The organism is Streptomyces angustmyceticus (assembly GCF_019933235.1).
Taxonomy (GTDB): Bacteria; Actinomycetota; Actinomycetes; order Streptomycetales; family Streptomycetaceae; genus Streptomyces; species Streptomyces angustmyceticus.
Genome location: NZ_CP082945.1, coordinates 2,327,974 through 2,343,493, shown reverse-complemented (window position 1 = coordinate 2,343,493; position 15,520 = coordinate 2,327,974). Strand labels below are relative to the sequence as shown.

The following is a 15,520-nucleotide window of genomic DNA, read 5'->3' as shown; positions in this document are numbered from 1 at the left end:
CACCGGAGCGGCTACCGCCGCAGAGCTTCTTGAGCGTCAAGACGGTTCACTCATAAGAGTGAGCCTCGCTTGTCGGGGGACTGTACGCCATGACGCCAGGGGCAGAAGTGACCGTTGAGCAATTGGACAGTTAACGTGCACACATGAACGAAGATGTCCGTGTGACCGCCTGGGTGCGTGGTCAGGTCCAAGGTGTGGGCTTCCGTTGGTTCACTCGGGCCAACGCCCTTCGCATCGGTGAACTCGCGGGATTCGCGGTCAATCTCGGCGACGGCCGCGTCCAGGTGGTCGCCGAGGGGCCGAAGGACCGCTGCGATGCGCTGCTGGAGTGGCTCCGGACCGGGGACACGCCCGGGCGGGTCGACGGAGTCGCTGAGATATGGGCCACGCCCCGCGGGGGTTACGACGGCTTCGAGATCCGCTGAGCGGGCCCGCCGGAACCCGTCCGTACGGCCGTCACAGGCGATCTTGCGGAGGCGTCCTTGTCACCTGCTCACAGGAGATAACCCCTGGTGGTTGCCAACTCGGCCGACCCGTGCAAGGCTGCCGCTGTACGGATGATCTCCACGCCCCCGCGGGACCTTTCTGGGGAGTCGGCGCAGCGCCCTCGCGGCCGCGCACTCTCAGGTGCCCGAGGATACGGGGCGTGATCGTGTTGACCGTCAAACCGTTTGGTGAGACTCTGGAATCCCCGCGCACCTTAGCTGTTTGGCATTGAGTACACCAGAGAATGACAAGCACCGCGGGTGCGAATCCCTCACGACCCACACCGCTTCGGTCGGTCACTCATTGTGGAGGACCATCCATCATGGCAAAGGCGCTTCTCGGTTACGTCGGCGGCTCCGACCCCCGAGTCCTCTCCGAGATGCGACGGCTTCAGCAGCGCGTCCAAGACCTTGAATCCGAACTTATCCGGATGCAGGCCGAAAACGACATGCTGTCCGCTGCCGCACGTCGCGACGACTCGATGCTCGACATCGACGTACCCCAGGCGGAGCCCGCGCTCACCTGACCCCGACCTCAGGGCCGGTAGAGCTGCTCGCCAGCCGCTTGAGGCACCGCTCTCTTCAAGATCTGCAAGGGACGCTTCGGCGTCCCTTCGTCGTTTCCGGCTTATTCGCGCTCCGGCCTTTTCGGACCATACGGCCACTTCAGCCGTGCCGCCCCTCCCTTACCGCATGATGTGCCCTGCGCTTTCGGCGATGAAACCGAAAATGAACGGCGCGGTACACCCGGGGGCCGTACGGGGCGGGAGAGCGGCGCCGGAATGTTGGGATCGTCCCCCGAGGGGCGGCCGGTAGAGTCCAACGGCGTGCATCTCAAGAGTCTGACCCTGCGAGGTTTCAAGTCCTTCGCCTCCGCCACGACACTCCGGTTCGAGCCGGGCATCACCTGCGTCGTGGGCCCGAACGGCTCCGGCAAGTCCAACGTGGTGGACGCGCTGTCCTGGGTCATGGGCGAGCAGGGAGCCAAGTCGCTGCGCGGCGGCAAGATGGAGGACGTCATCTTCGCCGGGACGACCGGGCGGCCGCCGCTCGGCCGGGCCGAGGTCTCGCTCACCGTCGACAACTCCGACGGCGCCCTGCCGATCGAGTACGCCGAAGTCACCCTCACCCGGATCATGTTCCGCAACGGCGGCAGCGAGTACCAGATCAACGGCGACACCTGCCGGCTGCTGGACATCCAGGAACTGCTCTCCGATTCCGGTATCGGCCGGGAGATGCACGTCATCGTCGGGCAGGGCCAGCTCGACTCCGTGCTGCACGCCGACCCGATGGGCCGCCGGGCCTTCATCGAGGAGGCGGCCGGCGTCCTCAAGCACCGCAAGCGCAAGGAGAAGGCACTGCGGAAGCTGGACGCGATGAAGGCCAACCTCGCCCGCGTCCAGGATCTGACCGATGAGCTGCGGCGCCAGCTCAAGCCGCTGGGGCGGCAGGCCGCGGTCGCCCGGCGCGCCGCCGTCATCCAGGCGGACCTGCGTGACGCCCGGCTGCGGCTGCTCGCCGACGACCTCGTCACCCTGCGCCGGGCGCTGGCGGCCGAGATCGCGGACGAGGCGGCGCTGAAGGAACGCAAGGAAGCCGCCGAGGCCCGGCTGCGCACCGCACAGCAGCACGAGGCGGCGCTGGAGGAGGAGGTGCGCACCCTGACGCCGCGGGTGCAGCGCGCCCAGCAGACCTGGCACGAGCTCTCCCAGCTCGCCGAGCGGGTGCGCGGCACGATCTCGCTGGCCGAGGCGCGGGTCAAGAGCGCCTCGGCGGCCCCGCCGGAGGAGCGGCACGGGCGCGACCCCGAGGACATGGAGCGCGAGGCCGCCCGGATCCGCGAGCAGGAAGCGGAGTTGACGGCGGCGCTGGAGGCGGCGAGCCGGGCGCTGGAGGACACCGTCGAACACCGTGCCGGACTGGAGCGGCAGTTGGCGGACGAGGAACGGCGGCTGCGGGACGCGGCCCGGGCCATCGCCGACCGCCGCGAGGGCCTGGCCCGGCTGAGCGGACAGGTCACCGCCGCCCGCGGCCGGGCCGCCTCGGCGCAGGCGGAGATCGGCCGGCTGGCCGAGGCCAGGGACGACGCCCGGCGGCGGGCGGCAGCCGCCCAGGAGGAGTACGAGCAGCTCAAGGCCGAGGTCGACGGGCTGGACGCGGACGATGAGGAGGCCGCCGAGCGGCACGAGGCGGCCCGCAGCGAGCTGGCGGAGGCCGAGGCCGCGCTGTCCGCCGCGCGCGAGGCGCTGACCTGGGCCGAGCGGGAGCGGGCCGCGACCGCCGCCCGGCACGACGCGCTGGCCCTCGGGCTGCGCCGCAAGGACGGTACCGGCGCGCTGCTGGCCGCCGCGGACCGGCTCACCGGCCTGCTCGGCCCGGCGGCGGAACTGCTGACCGTCACCCCCGGATTCGAGATCCCGGTGGCGGCCGCCCTCGGCGTGGCCGCGGACGCCCTGGCCGTCACCGGGCCGGGCGCCGCCGCCGAGGCCATCCGGCTGCTGCGCACCCAGGACGCGGGGCGGGCGGCGATGGTGCTGGGGGGAGGCGGGAGCCGGACGGGTACGGGGCGGGTGCCCGCGCCCGCGCGGGCGGTGGAGTCCGAAGCGACGGTGGAGGCCGGGGAGGTCATCGGGGCCTCGGAGGCCGCTGTGGCCGCCGTCCGGGTGTCGGCGGGGGACGACGCGGCCGGGGTGCCGGGCGCCGTCGGGGGCGCCGCGCCCCGGGTGCCCGGGCCCTGGTCCGGGGCCGTCCCGGCGGCGGAACTGGTCGGAGGACCCGCGGAGTTGACGGCCGCCGTGGCCCGGCTGCTGCGGGACGTCGTGGTGGTCGGGACGCTGGAGGACGCCGAGGAGCTGGTGGCCGCACGGCCGGAGCTGACGGCGGTCACCGGCGACGGCGATCTGCTCGGGACACACTTCGCGCACGGCGGCTCCGCCGGTGCGCCCACCCTGCTGGAGGTGCAGGCGTCCGTCGACGAGGCCGCCGCCGAGCTGGAGGACCTGGCGGCGCGCTGCGAGAAGCTGGCCGAGGAGCAGCAGGCCGCGGCCGGGCGGCGTGCCGAGTGTGCCGCGCTGGTGGAGGAGCTGGCCGAGCGGCGGCGGGCGGCGGACCGGGAGAAGTCCCAGGTCGCCGGAGATCTGGGACGGCTCGGCGGGCAGGCGCGGGCGGCCGCGGGGGAGGCCGAGCGGTCGGACGCGGCGGCGGCCAGGGCCGAGGAGGCGCTCGCGCGGGCCACCGAGGAGGCCGAGGAGCTGGCCGAGCGCCTCGCGGTCGCCGAGGAGGAGCCGGGCGGCGGCGACGAGGAGCCCGACACGGCCGTACGGGACCGGCTGGCCGCCGACGGCGCCAACGCGCGGCAGACCGAGATGGAGGCCCGGCTCCAGGCGCGCACGCACGAGGAGCGGGTGAAGGCGCTCGCCGGGCGGGCGGACGCGCTGGACCGGGGGGCGCGCGCCGAACGCGAGGCGCGGGTGCGGGCCGAGCGGCGGCGGGCGCGGCTGCGGCGCGAGGCGGAGGTGGCCGGGGCGGTCGCCGCCGGTGGCCGCCAGCTGCTGGCGCATGTCGAGGTGTCGGCGGTACGGGCCGAGGAGGAGCGGGGCGCGGCGGAGCGGGCGAAGGCCGAGCGGGAGGCGGCGCTGGTGGCCGAGCGCAGCCAGGCCCGGGACCTCAAGTCCGAGCTGGACAAGCTGACCGACTCGATGCACCGCGGCGAGGTGCTGGGCGCGGAGAAGCGGCTGCGGATCGAGCAGCTGGAGACCAGGGCGCTGGAGGAGCTGGGGGTGGAGCCGGCCGGGCTGATGTCCGAGTACGGCCCCGAGCAGCTCGTCCCGCCGTCGCCGGCCGCCGACGGTGAGGTGCTCCCGGAGGACCCGGAGCACCCGCGCAACCAGCCGGTGCCCTATGTGCGGACCGATCAGGAGAAGCGGCTCAGGGCGGCCGAGCGGGCGTACCAGCAGCTCGGGAAGGTGAATCCGCTGGCGCTGGAGGAATTCGCCGCACTGGAGGAGCGGCACCAGTTCCTGAGCGAGCAGCTTGAAGACTTGAAGAAGACCCGTGCCGACCTGATGCAGGTGGTCAAGGAGGTCGACGAGCGGGTGGAGCAGGTCTTCACCGAGGCGTACCACGACACCGCACGCGAGTTCGAGGGCGTCTTCGCGCGGCTCTTCCCGGGTGGCGAGGGACGGCTGGTGCTGACCGACCCGGACGACATGCTGGCGACCGGCGTGGACGTGGAGGCGCGGCCGCCCGGGAAGAAGGTCAAGCGGCTGTCGCTGCTGTCGGGCGGTGAGCGGTCGCTGACCGCGGTGGCGCTGCTGGTGTCGATCTTCAAGGCGCGGCCCAGTCCGTTCTATGTCATGGACGAGGTGGAGGCCGCGCTGGACGACACCAATCTGCAGCGGCTGATCCGGATCATGGAAGAACTCCAGGAGAGCTCCCAGCTGATCGTGATCACCCATCAGAAGCGGACGATGGAGGTCGCCGACGCCCTTTACGGGGTATCGATGCAGGGTGACGGCGTATCCAAGGTGATCAGTCAGCGGCTGCACTGACGGCGGGCGCGGCAGGCGCGCAAGCGGCCTGAGTGCGGGGCGTTTTCTGTCGACATGGATGGATTTGGTGGCCGCGTCGGCGCCCTGGGTGATCGCTCGGAGTGTCCGACGCTGCGTCAGTTCAGAACTTGAACGAAAGGACCCAAGGTCGGCCGAGAAACAATTTCATTCCGGCCTATTGACTTCGAAACTTGAAGGCATAGTCTCTGCAACGTTGCTTTTACCTTCAAGTGGTGGGTACCCCCAACCTATGCACCACTTGTAGGGCCAGCCCCCTAACCCGGCAGCGCAGCCGGGCCACTGGAGTTCACGTTGACCAGCACCGCGCAGCCGACGGGATCGGAAGGCCGCAAGGCCCACCCCGACCATCTCGGCCATGTCATCTTCATCACCGCGGCTGCCGCGATGGGCGGCTTCCTCTTCGGTTACGACAGTGCCGTCATCAATGGCGCCGTCGAGGCGATCCGCAGCCGCTACGACGTCGGATCCGCAGTCCTCGCCCAGGTGATCGCCATCGCGCTGATCGGCTGCGCCGTCGGAGCGGCCACCGCGGGCCGGATCGCGGACCGCATAGGCCGCATCCGCGTGATGCAGATCGCCTCGGTGCTGTTCGTCGCCAGCGCCATCGGCTCCGCCCTGCCGTTCGCCCTGTGGGACCTGGCCCTCTGGCGCATCGTCGGCGGGTTCGCGATCGGTATGGCCTCGGTCATCGGCCCGGCCTACATCGCCGAGGTCTCGCCGTCCGCCTACCGGGGCCGCCTCGGCTCGTTCCAGCAGGCCGCGATCGTCGTCGGCATCGCGATCTCCCAGCTCGTCAACTGGGGCATCCTCAACCTCGCCAACGGCAACCAGCGCGGCGTCGTCGCCGGCCTGGAGGCCTGGCAGTGGATGCTCGGCGTGATGGTCGTCCCGGCCGCCCTGTACGGCCTGCTCTCCTTCGCGATCCCCGAGTCGCCGCGCTACCTGATCTCCGTCGGCAAGATCTCCCGCGCCCAGGAGGTGCTCGCCGAGGTCGAGGGCAAGACCGTGGACCTCGACAAGCGCGTCACCGAGATCCAGGACGCCATGCGCCGCGAGGAGAAGCCGAAGTTCAAGGACCTGCTCGGCAGCAGGTTCGGCTTCCTGCCGATCGTCTGGGTCGGCATCGGCCTGTCGGTCTTCCAGCAGCTGGTCGGCATCAACGTCGCCTTCTACTACTCCTCGGCGCTGTGGCAGTCCGTCGGCATCGACCCGAGCAGCTCGTTCTTCTACAGCTTCACGACGTCGATCATCAACATCATCGGCACCGTGGTCGCGATGATCTTCGTCGACCGGATCGGCCGCCGCCCGCTGGCGCTCATCGGCTCGGCCGGTATGGCCCTCGCCCTCGCGGCGGAGGCCTGGGCGTTCGCCTCCAAGACCGCGGCCGGCACCCTGCCCGCCACCGAGGGCACCGTGGCACTGATCGCCGCCCACGTCTTCGTGCTCTTCTTCGCCCTCTCCTGGGGCGTCGTGGTCTGGGTCTTCCTCGGCGAGATGTTCCCGAACAAGATCCGCGCCGCCGCGCTCGGCGTCGCCGCCTCGGCGCAGTGGATCGCCAACTGGGCCATCACGGCCAGCTTCCCGAGCCTGTCCGACTGGAACCTCTCGGGCACGTACGTCATCTACGCGGTCTTCGCCCTGCTCTCGATCCCCTTCGTGCTCAAGTTCGTGAAGGAGACGAAGGGCAAGGCGTTGGAGGAGATGGGCTAACCCCCCGCCAGTCCTTCTCCTCAGTACTGGGTACTGCCCCGGGTCGACAGGGACCCCGGGCAGTACCCGTTTTTCGTGCCGGGGACGGCGGGGGCTCGGGCGCCGTCGCGGGCCGGGCTTCCCGCCGTACGGAACGCCCGCCGGTACGCGGCCGGTGTGGTGTGCAGCGCCCGCTGGAAGCGCCGGCGGAAGTTGGTCGCCGACGACAGGCCGACACGCAGGGCGACCGCCTCGACGGGCAGATCGCTCTCCTCCAGCAGGGCCCGGGCGGCGGTGAGACGGCGGCTCAGCAGCCACTGGCCCGGACTGGTGCCGAGCTGGTCGGCGAACCGGCGGGCGAGGGTGCGCGGGGAGATTCCCAGCCGCCCGGCCATGTCCTCGACGGAGACCGGCTCGGACAGCCGCCCGGCCACCCACTCCAGCAGCGGGGCCAACGACTGCTCCATGCCCGGTGCCGGGTCGGCGCGGTCCCCCGGCGGGGGCGCGTACTGGGCCTGGCCCCCTTCGCGGTGCGGCGGCATGACCATGTGGCGGGCGATCCGTGCGGCATGGGCCGCGCCGTGGTCCCGGCGTACGAGATGCAGACAGAGGTCCACACCGGCCGCCGCACCGGCGCTGGTCGCCAGGTCGCCGTGGTCGATGTACAGCACCGCGGGGTCCACCTCGACGCGGGGGAAACACTCGGCGAGAGCGGCCGACAGGTTCCAGTGGGTGGTCGCCCGGCGGCCGTCCAGCAGCCCGGTCTGCGCCAGGGCGAAGGCACCGGAACAGATGGCGACCAGCCGCGCCCCCCGGGCGTGCGCCCGGCGAAGTGCCGTGCGCACGGCGGGTGCGAGCGGCTCACCGGCGGGTGTCCAGCCGGGGACGACGACGGTGTCCGCGCTCTCCAGCGCCGGCAGGCCGCGGGGCACCAGCATGTCGTAGCCCGCCGTCGTCGGTACGGGGCCGGGCTGCGGCGTGCACACCCGGAAGTCGTAGAGCGCGGGCAGGCCGGGGCGCCGGGTGCCGAAGACCTCGGCGGCGCAGCCGAGTTCGAAGACCGACTGGGGCGGGCGCACCAGCGCCACCACACGATGCACGGAGTCCGGCTGCGGGGTGTCTCGCGGCGCTCGTGCCATGGCAGGAAAGTACCTCAGGACGTCATTTCTGACACTGGGTGCGTGTCCCGCCGTCGGCGAGGGTGGAGGCATGAGCGAAACGGAGACGACCGCCAGGACGGCAGGCGGCCCCGCCGTGGCCGGGGGCGCGCAGGGGACGGGACGGGAACGGGACGCCCCCGGAGTGGGCGGGACCGCGGGCTATGTGTGGACGACGGTGGACGACGCCCCGGTCCGGGAGCTGTTCCCCGGCATCCGGATCAGGCCGCTGTGGACCGGTGCCGACGGGGCGAAGGCCCAGGTGCTGGAGATGGACGCGGGCAGCCGCTGGGACGGCGTCGATGTGCACGCACCGGGGCCCGAGGAGGTCTTCGTGGTCTCGGGCACCTTCCACGACGGTGACCGGGAGCATCCGGCCGGGTCCTTCCTCCATGCGCCGGCCGGCTCCTGGCACGTACCGCAGTCGGCAGTGGGCTGCACCCTGTTCGTCTTCTACCCGGAGGGCTGACCGCCGCCCGTTCACCCCTCCAGGCGGGGCAGCACCCGTTCGGTGAACAGGTGCAGCGAGCGCCAGCCCTCGTCGACGGGCATTCCGCCGCACAGCGGGTGCAGGATGAGGGCCCCGGGCCCGCCTTTCTCCCGGGCGAGGCGGAGGCACTCGTCGGGGGTGACGATGCGGTAGACGCCCTCCGCGCGGAGTTCTCCGGTGTCCCGGGCGGTCGAGCGGACCGCGGAGCGGGTGCCCGCGGACTGCCAGGAGGCGTACATCCGGGCCTCGTGCAGCAGATGGCCGCCGTACGCGGCCCAGGTGCGGTCCGGGTCCTCGGAGAGGTGGAGGAGCGAGGTCCGCTCGGGCGGCTGCATCACCCAGCCCTCGGTGCCGAAGACGGCGCGCTGCTCGTGGTAGTAGGTCTCCAGCTCGGGGAGGTGGGCGCTGGGGAAGAGGGGGAGCCCCAGGCGGGCCGCGCGCCGGGCCGCGGCGCGTGAGCTGCCGCCGATCAGCAGCGGCGGGTGCGGGCGGGTGTACGGGCGCGGGGTGACCTGGACCGTGCGCCCCCGGTAGGTGAAGGGCTCGCCGGTCCAGGCGGACAGCAGGGTCTCCAGCACCTCGTCCTGGAGCGCGCCGCGGCCCCGCCAGTCCTTGCCGTGCGCCGCGTACTCCTCGGGCCGGTAGCCGAGGCCGGCGACGGTGACCAGCCGCCCGCCGCTGAGGAGGTCGAGCGAGGCGAGGTCCTCGGCCAGCCGGAGCGGGTCGTGCAGCGGGGTGATCAGCGCGGAGACGGTGACGCCGATGCGGCGGGTGGCGCCGAAGACCGCGCCGGCGAAGGTGAGCGGGGAGGGCATCCAGCCGTTGGTGGTGGCGTGGTGCTCCTCGGTCTGGACCATGGTGAGGCCGCGGTCGTCGGCGAACGCGGCCATCTCGACGGCGGCCCGGTGGCGTGCGGACTGCGTGGCGGGCGTGGGCGCGGGATCGGCGAGGTTGATGCGCAGGACCGAGAGGCAGCCGGCCGGCGCGGCGGGGGCCTCCTTGTCGCCGGGGCTGGGGGAGGGCCCGGTGGTGGTGCGGTGGCCGGGTGACGGGTGGGCGGGCAGCGCGGGCATGGCAAACGTCCCCTTCGCCAGGGCGGTTGGCGAAGGGGACGGTAGCTGACGTTGCGTCAGATCACCAGGGGGTGCCCGGCGGGGCCGGGCCGGGTCAGGCCGCCGTGACGGACTCCCGGGCCTCGGCCGCTTCGCCGTCGCCCGCCGCGGGGGCGGATTCCCGGGGAGCGGGCAGGACGGCGAAGACGAGCGCGGCGATCGTGATCGTGGCCGCCCAGCCCAGGCCGTTCTCGCCGATCCAGGTGGTGGCCAGCGGGCCGGTGAACCACTGGACCTTGGTGAAGCACAGGCCCGCGCCGAGCGCGACCGCCCAGGCCGTCATGGCCTGCCAGCAGAAGCCGCCGGTGTACCAGTAGCGGCTGGTGCGGCCGGTGTTCATCAGGCTGTCGGCGTCGTAGCGCACCGCCAGCTTGCGCCGCCGGGCCATGTCGACGCCGTAGACGCCGATCCAGGCGGAGAAGGAGACCGCGAGCAGCGTCAGGAAGGCGATGAACTGGCCGATGAAGTCCTTCGCCACCAGCATCATGAACAGGCCGCCGACCAGGCTGATGACGGCGTTGATGCTGACCGCGAGGGCACGCGGCAGCTTGACGCCCATGGTCTGGGCGGTGAAGCCCGCGGAGTACATCGACAGGCTGTTGATCAGCACCATGCCGACCAGCGCGGTGATCAGGTACGGCACCGCGAGCCAGGACGGCAGGATGGTGCCGAGGAACGACATCGGGTCGGTGTTCTGGCCGGCCAGCTTCGGGTTCGAGACGGCCATCACGCCGCCCATCAGCACCATCGGCAGCAGCACCAGGGCCGCACCGGAGACGGTGGTGCCGACGATCTTCCTGCCGGACGCGGAGTGCGGGAGGTAGCGCGCGAAGTCGGGGCCCGTCGGCACCCAGCTGATGCCGCCGGCCGCGATGGTGCCGACGCCCGCGATCACCATGGCGGTGGTGCCGGCCTTCTTGGCGAAGATGGCGTCCCAGTCCATCGTGGCGACCAGGTAGACCAGCACCATGATGCTGAACAGGCCGAACAGATACGTCGAGTACTTGTTGCAGACGTTGAGCGCCTTGCGGCCCAGGCCGCTCACCAGGTAGGTGACGGCCACGAACGCGAGCAGGGTGACCACGACCAGGACGTTGTTGCTCTCGATGCCCAGCAGCAGATGCAGCACGGTCAGCACCGCGTACGCGCCGGTGACCGCGTTGATCGTTTCCCAGCCGAAGCGGGCGACCCACAGGATCGCGCCGGGGAAGTAGTTGCCGCGGACGCCGAAGGCCGCCCGGGAGAGCATCGCGCCGGGGGCGCCGCCCCACTTCCCGGAGACCGACAGCACGCCCACCATGCCGAAGGCGACGGCCGCGGCGATCGCGGCCACCAGCAGGACCTGCCAGAAGTTCAGCCCGTTGTTGACCACGAGCGAGGCGCCCATGGTGAGCAACAACACGCTGATGTTGGCGGCGACCCAGGTCGGGAAGAGCTCGCGGACCCGGCCGTGACGTTCGTGATCGGGAACGGGCTCGATGCCGCGGGTCTCGACGGCGCCGTCGGTCTCGGGCGGGGAAGCGGACGTGGTGCCCATGGTGCAGGTATCTCCGTGCGGGGATCTGGAGGCACCCCCGGGGGAGGAGGTGCAGGCAACGGCTGTGGTGCCTGGCCGCATTTTGGCTGCCAGGACTCTACGCGCGTTGCGCGGCCCCGACCATCGTACTTTGATCCAACTTGTGGCGATGTGCGCCGTTGGACTCCACGACGAGTACGAGTGTCACCCAGCTTCGTCGAAGGGTCCAGCCGGACCCCCTCGCCCGGCCCGCCCGCGGCCCCGCGCCCGCTGTGGGCCGCCCCTCGTCCGGGTTCGGCGCGTGCGGTCCCCACGGGCGGGCCGTGGCTGATACTGGAGGGGTTATGGAAACCGTCATCCTTGCCGTAGTCATCGCCGTGGTCGTGCTCGGCGCGATCAGCGGGCTCGTCGTCAGCGGACGCAAAAAGAAGCAGCTGCCGCCGCCCCCGCCGGCCGCCCCCGAGACCTCCGTCACCGCGCCGCCCGCCGAACCGCATGTCGGGGAGGAGGCCGAGACCCCGCGCGACGAAGAGCGTCGCACCATCGAAGAAGTCACGCTGCCCACCGCCGAGGCCCCCGTGGCCGAGGCACCGGCCGCGGAGCCCAAGGCGCCCGCCGCGCCCGAGATCGAGGTACCCGAGCCCACCGCCGGCCGGCTGGTCCGGCTGCGCGCCCGGCTCTCCCGTTCCCAGAACGCCCTGGGCAAGGGCCTGCTGACCCTGCTCTCCCGCGAACACCTCGACGAGGACACCTGGGAGGAGATCGAGGACACCCTGCTGACCGCCGACGTCGGCGTCGCCCCCACCCAGGAACTCGTCGAGCGGCTGCGCGAGCGGGTCAAGGTCCTCGGCACCCGTACCCCCGAGGACCTGCGCGCGCTGCTGCGCGAGGAGCTCCTCGCCCTCATCGGCACGGACGCCGACCGCACCGTGCACACCGCCAACGGCATCGGCAACGGCGGCGACGAGATCCCCGGCGTCGTCATGGTCGTCGGCGTCAACGGCACCGGCAAGACCACCACCACCGGCAAGCTCGCCCGGGTCCTGGTCGCCGACGGCAAGTCCGTGGTCCTCGGCGCCGCCGACACCTTCCGCGCCGCCGCCGCCGACCAGCTGCAGACGTGGGGCGAGCGGGTCGGTGCCCGTACGGTCCGCGGCCCCGAGGGCGGCGACCCGGCCTCGATCGCCTTCGACGCGGTCAAGGAGGGCATCGCCGAGTCCGCCGACGTCGTGCTGATCGACACCGCGGGCCGGCTGCACACCAAGACCGGCCTGATGGACGAGCTCGGCAAGGTGAAGCGGGTCGTCGAGAAGCACGGCCCGGTCGGCGAGGTGCTGCTCGTCCTGGACGCCACCACCGGCCAGAACGGCCTGGTCCAGGCCCGGGTGTTCGCCGAGGTCGTGGACATCACCGGCGTGGTGCTCACCAAGCTCGACGGCACCGCCAAGGGCGGCATCATCATCGCCGTCCAGCGGGAACTCGGCGTCCCCGTCAAGCTCATCGGCCTGGGCGAGGGCGCGGACGACCTGGCGCCGTTCGAGCCGGAGGCCTTCGTCGACGCCCTGATCGACTGACGGCGCGGCCAGGGCCCCGCGCCCGGACCGTCATCGGCCCCCGGACCCGCACGCGGCGGGTACCGGGGGCCGACGTCGTGGCCCGGGACGCCGGGGTCTCCCGGGCGCCCGCGCGCCGTACGGGCGGGTGCCGCCGGGCGTCACGCCACCGCGCGGTGGCACACGTACGCCAGGGTGCCCACCACCAGCCGCGCCTGCGGCGGCCGGTCCGTGGTGGCCGGCGTCGGCGGGCGCAGCCAGCGCATCGGGCCGTGGCCGCCGAGGTCGGAGGGCGGCGCGGTGATGTGGTCGCCGGGGCCCAGGGAACGCAGGTCGAGCGCGGCGTCGTCCCAGCCCATCCGGTAGAGCAGGTCGGGGAGTTCCTTGGCCGCGCCGGGGGCGACGAAGAACAGCGCGCGGCCGGTCGGGGTCACCGCGGCCGGGCCGAGCGGCAGTCCCATCCGCTCCAGGCGCCCCAGGGCGTTGCGGCCCGCCGCCTCCGGCACGTCGAGGATGTCGAACGACCGGCCCACCGGCAGCAGGAGCGCCGCGCCCGGCGTCTCCGCCCAGGCCGCCGCGGCCGTCTCCCAGCCGGCCCCGGCCGTCAGCTCGGCGGCGAAGGCCAGCGGATGGGCGCCGGGGGAGGGGCAGTCGGCGGCGCCGCACGAGCAGTCCGTACGGCCGCTGCCGGCCCGCACCGCGCGGGCGCCGGGGACGACGTCCCAGCCCCACAGCCCGGTGTACTCCGCCACCGCCGCGATGTCGGTCGAGCGGGCGCGGCGCCGGGAGCTGGAACGGATCTCTCGGATGCCGCCGATCGTGAAGCCCATGCCCCCTCCAACGGGTGGTGCGTGCCAGTGGTTACGTGTCGGCGGGTTGACGACATGCTGCCCTTCACGCTCCGTCGCCGGCCCGCGTCGCCGGTGGTGTGACGTGGTGTGCCGGGTGGTGCGCCGCGCCTCGCGATCCCTTGCGCGCTTCGCTCCGCCCGGCCGTGCTCGACCTGTGTCAAGTCAATCGCGAGAGCCTGTCGGGGAGTTCATACGAAGGGGTGGCGAATGGTGGCGTTTCCGCAATCGGCCTCGCGTGAGGCGTGATCGTAGGATTACTTTCGGTGCACGAACTCCGAAGGGGCATCGTTCGCACGGGTATGCCGGTGGCAACGCACCGGTGTGCACAGGCCAAAAGGTGTGGCCGGAATCCGTGGTCGGGTAGATGTACCCCGGACAGGCGTCGCAACAGGCGGCAGGCCGTGGGCGGTTCGCAGTACGCACCAGGCATCAGGACAGGTATAGGGAGGGGCTTCCAGTGGGCGGCAACGGCGGCAGTGGCGGCACCGACGCCGCCAAACAACCCAACGCACAGCTGGGTTCGTGGTTCATGCGCAGCGGCTGGTCCAAGGGGGAGCTGGCGCGGCAGGTCAACCGCCGGGCCCGCCAGATGGGCGCGCACCACATCAGCACCGACACCTCCCGGGTGCGCCGCTGGCTCGACGGCGAGCAGCCGCGCGAGCCCATCCCGCGGATCCTGTCCGAGCTGTTCTCCGAGCGCTTCGGCTGCGTGGTCGGCATCGAGGAGCTGGGGCTGCGCTCCGCCCACCAGTCCCCGTCCGTCTCCGGTGTGGACCTGCCCTGGGCCGGGGCCCAGACCGTCAGCCTCATCAGCGAGTTCTCGCGCAGCGACCTGATGCTGGCGCGCCGCGGCTTCCTCGGCACCTCGCTCGCCCTCGCCGCCGGCCCCAGCCTCATCGAGCCGATGCAGCGCTGGCTGGTGCCGGTGCCCGCGGGCCAGGGCGGCGCGCCGGAGCCCGACCGCGCCCGGCGGCCCGCCCGGCTGTCCAAGCCGGAGCTGGACCTCCTGGAGTCGACGACCGCGATGTTCCGCCAGTGGGACGCCCAGTGCGGCGGCGGGCTGCGGCGCAAGGCGGTGGTCGGCCAGCTCCACGAGGTCACCGACCTCCTCCAGGAGCCGCAGCCGGAGGCGGTCTCCAAGCGGCTGTTCAAGGTCGCCGCCGAACTCGCCGAACTCGCCGGCTGGATGAGCTACGACATCGGGCTGCAGCCCACCGCGCAGAAGTACTTCGTGCTGGCCCTGCACGCCTCCAAGGAGGCCGGCGACCGGCCCCTGGGCTCGTACATCCTCTCCAGCATGAGCCGGCAGATGATCCACCTCGGCCGGCCCGACGACGCACTGGAACTCATCCACCTCGCCCAGTACGGCAGCCGCGAGACGGCCACCCCCCGCACCCAGGCCATGTTGTATGCGATGGAGGCCCGCGCCTACGCCGGCATGGGCCAGCCCAGCAAGGTCAAGCGGGCCGTCCGGATGGCCGAGGACACCTTCTCCGACGCGGTGCCCGGCGAGCCCGAACCGGACTGGATCCGCTTCTTCTCCGAGGCCGAGCTGAACGCCGAGAACGCCCACTCCTACCGCGACCTCGCCTACGTCGCCGGGCGCAGCCCCACCTACGCCTCGCTGGCCGCGCCCGTCATGGAGCGCGCCGTGGAACTGTTCGGCCAGGACCCCGAGCACCAGCGCTCGTACGCCCTCAACCTCATCGGGATGGCCACCGTGCACCTGCTGCAGAAGGAACCGGAAGCCTGCGCCGCGATGGCCCAGCAGGCGATCCCGTTCGCCCGGCAGGTCCGCTCCGAACGGGTCAACACCCGGCTGCGCAAGACCGTCGACACCGCGGCGCGGGAATTCGGCGGTGTCGCCGACGTGATCCGGCTCGGCGACGAGCTCACCCGCCAGCTCCCCGAATCAGCGGCGGCCGTCTGACGGCACGCCCCCTCGACTCCGGCCGCGGCCGCCGCCCCGTACAGCCCGACTCGGCTCCCCCATGCCAGGTCACGCGGGCGGCAGCCGCGGTCGGGCTGTTCTTTGCGCTCCCCTTTGCGCCTGAGCCGGCGCCGCTTTCGCGGAGGGGGCTGGGCGGGGTGGGGGT

The 15,520-nt window shown here is 72.3% G+C and carries 11 protein-coding genes; 7 read left to right on the top strand and 4 right to left on the bottom strand.

The features are described 5' to 3' along the window. Positions 1-143: 143 nt before the first annotated feature. From K7396_RS10550 to K7396_RS10535, 4 genes are all read left to right on the top strand, one after another. The gene (locus tag K7396_RS10550; protein WP_086720882.1) at positions 144-425 is read left to right on the top strand and encodes an acylphosphatase; all 282 of its coding nucleotides are present in this window, start codon (positions 144-146) and stop codon (positions 423-425) included. 383 nt (positions 426-808) lie between these two features. Beyond that, positions 809-1,012 carry a hypothetical protein gene (locus tag K7396_RS10545; RefSeq protein WP_006602857.1) on the top strand — a complete coding sequence of 68 codons (204 nt, stop codon included), beginning with the start codon at positions 809-811 and terminating at the stop codon, positions 1,010-1,012. Between the two features lie 300 nt (positions 1,013-1,312). After that, complete coding sequence (locus K7396_RS10540) at positions 1,313-5,035, top strand: chromosome segregation SMC family protein (RefSeq protein ID WP_152104850.1); 3,723 nt, start codon at positions 1,313-1,315, stop codon at positions 5,033-5,035. Positions 5,036-5,347: 312 nt separating this feature from the next. Next, positions 5,348-6,766: a sugar porter family MFS transporter gene (locus K7396_RS10535; RefSeq protein WP_086718528.1), complete on the top strand. Its 1,419-nt coding sequence runs from the start codon at positions 5,348-5,350 to the stop codon at positions 6,764-6,766. A 20-nt stretch (positions 6,767-6,786) separates the two neighbouring features. Here the strand turns inward: K7396_RS10535 and K7396_RS10530 are convergent, their stop codons facing one another. Further along, entirely contained in the window at positions 6,787-7,884 is a 1,098-nt protein-coding gene (locus K7396_RS10530) for a GlxA family transcriptional regulator (protein WP_086718529.1), read from the bottom strand. Between the two features lie 70 nt (positions 7,885-7,954). On the opposite strand from K7396_RS10530, the gene K7396_RS10525 reads away from it, so the two are divergent. Then, positions 7,955-8,371, top strand: coding sequence for a cupin domain-containing protein (locus K7396_RS10525; RefSeq protein ID WP_086718530.1), 417 nt, complete (start codon positions 7,955-7,957; stop codon positions 8,369-8,371). A gap of 11 nt (positions 8,372-8,382) precedes the next feature. Here K7396_RS10525 and K7396_RS10520 read toward each other — a convergent pair whose 3' ends face one another. After that, the gene (locus K7396_RS10520; RefSeq protein ID WP_152104849.1) at positions 8,383-9,465 is read right to left on the bottom strand and encodes an LLM class flavin-dependent oxidoreductase; all 1,083 of its coding nucleotides are present in this window, start codon (positions 9,463-9,465) and stop codon (positions 8,383-8,385) included. Between the two features lie 94 nt (positions 9,466-9,559). After that, positions 9,560-11,041 (bottom strand): purine-cytosine permease family protein, encoded by a 1,482-nt coding sequence (locus K7396_RS10515; protein ID WP_086720040.1) that lies wholly within the window; start codon positions 11,039-11,041, stop codon positions 9,560-9,562. A gap of 323 nt (positions 11,042-11,364) precedes the next feature. Between K7396_RS10515 and ftsY the strand changes: the two genes are divergently transcribed. After that, entirely contained in the window at positions 11,365-12,594 is a 1,230-nt protein-coding gene (gene ftsY, locus K7396_RS10510) for a signal recognition particle-docking protein FtsY (RefSeq protein ID WP_086720042.1), read from the top strand. A 140-nt stretch (positions 12,595-12,734) separates the two neighbouring features. On the opposite strand, the gene K7396_RS10505 is transcribed toward ftsY, so the two are convergent. Continuing rightward, entirely contained in the window at positions 12,735-13,403 is a 669-nt protein-coding gene (locus tag K7396_RS10505; protein WP_086720043.1) for a bifunctional DNA primase/polymerase, read from the bottom strand. A gap of 478 nt (positions 13,404-13,881) precedes the next feature. Between K7396_RS10505 and nsdA the strand changes: the two genes are divergently transcribed. After that, positions 13,882-15,354: a transcriptional repressor NsdA gene (gene nsdA, locus K7396_RS10500; RefSeq protein ID WP_086720045.1), complete on the top strand. Its 1,473-nt coding sequence runs from the start codon at positions 13,882-13,884 to the stop codon at positions 15,352-15,354. Positions 15,355-15,520 lie beyond the last annotated feature (166 nt).